Raw genomic sequence first — 1,133 nt, forward strand, 5'->3', positions numbered from 1 at the left:
ATACAGGATACGATCTGGCTCTCGGTAAACTTGGTTCTCTTCATAATATCTGACTGTTAAAATTAAACTTTTTGTCTAATTCAAACCAGTCCGATTTTTAGGGAGGGTTACAATTTGAGAGAAAAACATAATAAGTTTTTGAAACGATTGTTCATCTTGACACTTATAGTACTCGTCTTTGACAATTTTATTCAAGGAGGGTGTACCGATTTTTCCAATTCGTTTAACCCCTAAACTATTTGTTAATATAAGACCGCATCCACTCTTTTGCCAATTTCCGATTTTCCATTCTAGTTTTTCAAGATTCCAAATTGGGTTGTTCAAATCATGTAAATTATCATCTTCGAACTCTTTGAAGATTGCACGAGTGTCATTTGATTGACTCAATCTATGTATGACTACAATTCCGGTATAGTACATCCTATTAGTCAAGAGATATAATAATTCAGTACTATAATGATTTATATATTTTATGTATATGTCTTTGATAAGGTGAGCATTTGGTTCGTTTTGGAGTCTTGTGTCATCGCTATGTGAAATGGCGTTTAAGAACTTACCATCGGATATATTAATCACTTGTCTGCCTAACAATATTAGCCTGTTTTTAAGATCCAAATCTTCGAACCCATAATTTTCCATTGATTCATCATATCCGGTAATGGTTTCGAAATCCTTTTTCTTTAGGCATATCCTTCCCAAACAATCTTTTCTAACGGAAGCTCTATCTGTAGCTAAAAAAATATTTTTCCGTTTTAGAAAACAATTGTTTACATATTGTGCAAAGCCTTTCCCAATGTAATTGTCAGCATCTACATTACAAATGATTTCTCCAGTAGCTTCTTTCGAGACAACGTTTTTGGAATGGCTTCTTAAGAAATATTTGGGAGAAGATGTTTTTATATATTTTAAAACACCACTAGTTAGATAATCTGACATTTCCTTCTCTATCCAATTGTCAAGGTCATCCTTTGAGTTGTAATTGAGTACTACAAATTCTAAGTTCCCATATGATAGGTTATCCTTGATGTTTTTCGGCAACGTTTTTCGTAGGGGTTCCAATCTGTTCATGCAAACGGTACAAAAGGAAATTTTATGCTTGAATAAGTTGGATTCTTGTTTCATCATCCCAATAG

The 1,133-nt window shown here is 33.2% G+C and carries 1 protein-coding gene; it reads right to left on the reverse strand.

Going from position 1 to position 1,133, the window contains the following annotated elements:
• Positions 1 to 75: 75 nt before the first annotated feature.
• The coding region (locus A7D14_RS00930) for a glycosyltransferase family 2 protein (protein WP_141673186.1) at positions 76 to 1,133 on the reverse strand (1,058 nt) is incomplete at its 5' end.

Source organism: Allomuricauda sp. CP2A (assembly GCF_001683915.1).
Lineage (GTDB): Bacteria > Bacteroidota > Bacteroidia > Flavobacteriales > Flavobacteriaceae > Flagellimonas.